General features: G+C 37.4%; 2 protein-coding genes. One reads left to right on the top strand and one right to left on the bottom strand.

Annotation, left to right across the window (positions count from 1 at the left end; all coding sequences use genetic code 11):
- The coding region (locus tag JCM15548_RS24790; protein WP_227626065.1) for a hypothetical protein at positions 1-229 on the top strand (229 nt) is incomplete at its 5' end.
- A 130-nt stretch (positions 230-359) separates the two neighbouring features.
- On the opposite strand, the gene JCM15548_RS20020 is transcribed toward JCM15548_RS24790, so the two are convergent.
- Positions 360-3,942 (bottom strand): T9SS type A sorting domain-containing protein (locus JCM15548_RS20020; RefSeq protein ID WP_157483018.1); only part of this gene is annotated, 3,583 nt, incomplete at its 5' end.

The raw sequence follows: 3,942 nt of genomic DNA, 5'->3' as shown, positions 1-3,942 counted from the left end.
GATTGTTTTTAAATTGTTCCATGACATTTCATTTTTGATGTATTTAACCAAAACACTTACCGCGAAGGCTGACAGAGCGTTGGCATCGCCAACAAACGAAATAGATGAATGCAGGTCTTTTGAATGTGTGGACGTTAACTTTGCAAAGGCTGAATCATCTCCATGGCATAGTTCCTGCGTGAATAGGCAAGCGGCAAACGTTGTTTGTTGGACAATTCAGATCTTTTGACCTAATTTGGCGCTAGAGTTTCTTTCTCAGGTGTATTGTTCCGGAATTCAACACACCAAAAATTCCTTTAGCACTGTTAAACCTCTTTAAAAAAACACCTTGCGATTCACCATGAGCCAAGTGTGAGATACTATTGCCTGATAAGGGTCAAAACTTTTAGCCCCGCCTCATTCTTCAGTCTAATGAAATAAATACCTGATGGTTGATTTTGGATATTTACTTCAGAAATGCCATTGTTTATCGTTTGTTTACCAATAAACTCACCCCGCATATTTAAAATTTCCAGATCATATTGCCCTTCACAACTAATATTAAAAACACCATTTGAAGGGTTGGGGAAAACGGAAACATTTGAACCCGCAAGAGGAGAAGCAAGAACCGTTGCGCCTCCTGGTTCTCCTGCATCAGCAAACTCATAAGCACCAATCGAAGGAGTTTCATAATCTCTGGTTCTCTCAAGAATATCATTGTAAGGCAATGATAGTAATCTTTCGATTTTTCGTCCGGCCCCTAATGCTGGTGAATTTGAAAACAGCTCCCCATTATTGAGAAAATCAATCTTTGGATCCGCAATGATACAATTTTCAGCGCCTGTTGATTCTAATTCCTGTTGAGTGGTAATGCTATTAGTACCCCAGGTCATCAGGTATTCATTTTTTGTAAAGAATAGGTTATTATCCATTTCTTCCACGTACTCTGGATTATAGGTTTGCATACACAGTGCCCGGGCATCACTAAAGAAAATATTATTATTGCATTTCTGCCCCTCTGCATTACCGAAAGTAAAAAGGGACGTGCCGTTATTGGCTAACCCGATTAATGTGTTAAAATAAAAATTCAGACGTACAAAATTGGTGTTTACACAAATGGCATTAGTATTCGAGGTTTTTATCACATTATTATTCATCGAACAAGCGAATCCTAATTCATTGTTTACGAGCTCTACAGGATAATAATCAGCAAAAATATAGTTTTTGGCTATTGAATTGTCCGTGCCTCTGTTATTCCGCACTTCAATTGAACTTATACCATTGTTAAAAGTATTGTTATTTATATTATAACTTCTTGTGTGGGCCAGCTGAATACCATACAAACTGTTGTGAATATTGTTTGATGATATTTCAATATTATCATCAGCATAATTACTGTGTTTCATTTGAATGGCATAGGCATTACCATCAAACTCACAATCATGAATAAACAAATCGGTATTGTATCCATGCTTTGATTTAACAGAAACCTTATTGTCTGACAGAGAAGTGGTTTCTGGTGCGATAAACTCACAATTCACAAACCTTGTTTTATTGTTTCTACCAAAAAGCTCTACAACAGTACTGTATTCACTTCCGGAAGCATTAAATGATAAATTCTCAAATCGTATCCCATTTGGCTCACTAAGTTTTAAAACATAATTATCACTAGCAGAAGATGAAGCGTAGCTAATCATTGGCATATTCTCCTCATCGCCTATCAGACTTACCAATGCAAAATGATTATTACCCGGAATGGCACGGATATGGATATTACTGTTTATAGTTCCGGAGGGAATTAAAACCTGAACATGGTTACCTTTCACCCCTCTTTTCATGAGTTCGGTTAAAGCCTCATGCAGATTCTCATAATCCGATCCTATTGAAAAATCGGCAGTTACAGGCTCTCTATTGTCGCCCGAATATCTACTGAACGATGCTCCAATGGTTCTCGGGCTTAGGTCCTCATTCCATTGCTTAACCTCATCGCTGTCAGCCACCTCATGAATGGTCTCAAGAGCTATATCTCCCAGGCTTTCACCTTTCTCAATTAAGTATGCCGAATGAGCATATCCATCTTCATCTAAAAAAGGATACGCTAAAAAGGAATGGAATATTAAATCGCTTCCGTCCATCTCGTAGGTATAGCCGGTTTTACCACTAAAATCATAAAAATCGTAATACTGTTCTCCATCCACCCATGCAAAAGAGGGCCCATCGGCATAATAACAATTATTTCTTATTTCCAAAAACACATCAGTTCCTCCCTGAAGTAGCGCATATCCATATCCTTCAACCGAGAGGATATTATTTATTAAAGAAGCGTCTGTAGTTCCCTGCAAACTCAGCGCAGTACCTTTGCCTGACGAATTAGACTGCTCTACGGAGAGCGTATTGTGCAGAACATTGATATTCTTACAATTATAGTTAATATCAAGAGCTTTTAACGATTGGATATTTGAATCGGTAATTTTTATAATATTTGTAAGGATGTCGGCATCGATAGCATGGTATATGCCAACCATAACCGCATTCGAATAAGTTCCTGAAAAACCGGATCCAAACACCCTGTTACGCGAAAAATCAAGACTTCCACTATAACTGATGGAAATTTTCGAATTATAGGACTTATTCTCTGATATTTCAGAACCTTCTACCTGCGTTACACTAATGCCCTGCTGAGTATTGTCAAACACATTATTGTTGATAATTACATTTTCCAATCTTGCTGACGAAAAGCCAGCCAGGTCAATGGCAGTTCCTTCATTTTCAAAATAATTTCTCTGAAAAGTCCAGTTTCTGGAAAAATTATTACTGGCAAAAATGCCGCGTGTGGTTGTATTTGTACTTATCAAATTAAACTGACAATCGGAAATTTCAATATTATCGCACACGTACAGCAGTTTTATAAGGCCTAAAGCCGATCCTGTTTCACCGTTATTCTTAAAACTGATATTATTAATCTTCACATAATCAGCCCCGCAAATATTAAAAACAGAAACGGCATCGGCTGATGAATTTGTGATGGTCGCTCCTGACTCCGATGTAACTGTAAGAGTGTAACGAACATTATTGTAATTCTCAATATCAGAATAATCAATGATAGGAATTGTATAGAGGCTAAGGTTCGATTCAAAATATTCACCTTCTTCAATTTTTATGGTGCAATTCTTATTTAGTCCGTGACTTGCGAAGGCATTAAGTGCATCCTGAATGGTTTCAAAATCACCCTGCCCTGTGGGATCAACAATCACCGTTTCGGGCAACTCCTGTTGTGGAAAGTATCGCTGGACAGCTCCCGGGGTACTTTGCATGACCGCTCTTTCCATGCCATATATGTCGGCTGTAACTCTGTTAGATGTATTTAAGCCGATTTTTGAAATAACATATGACTGTGGCGCCAACACTCCATTCTCATCTTCTTCAAAAAATGGCTTGGCACAAATCGAAAAATAATCATCAAACCCAACAACCTCTTTTTGATAATTTCGGTATTCAAAAATATCCCTGTAAGAAACGCCTCTAAGCAAAACAAAATCATTGTTCTCAGTATATAAAACATTGGATTTCATAACGTATGAATCCTTAACACTTCCATTGGGAATTTCTACAGCATAACCATTTAGAGATGAAAAAATGTTATTTTCAATATTTGTATTTTCAGTTTCGTAGTATAAATATAAAGCTGAACCTTGGGTGCGAACAGTATTATGAAAAAAGTCGAGATATTTGCCGGAAAAGGTTACCCCTCCGCCCCTGTGTGCATTAATTATATTGTTGGCCACAATATTAGACCCATAACCGTCAGCAGATTTTACAAATCCGCTTGAATTCGCTAAATTCATTGCCGTGCTAGCAGACCCGGTAGTACCAGATTCGAGAATATTGTTTTCTATTTCAAAATATTCAATGCCGTTAAAAGAAATTCCATAGCTTTTGTATCCGTTTATTTTATTATTCTTT

Origin of the sequence: Geofilum rubicundum JCM 15548, from assembly GCF_000974365.1 — a bacterium.
Taxonomy (GTDB): Bacteria; Bacteroidota; Bacteroidia; order Bacteroidales; family Marinilabiliaceae; genus Geofilum; species Geofilum rubicundum.
Note: the sequence above shows the minus strand (reverse complement) of the source record. Positions and strands in the feature narration are given on the sequence as shown.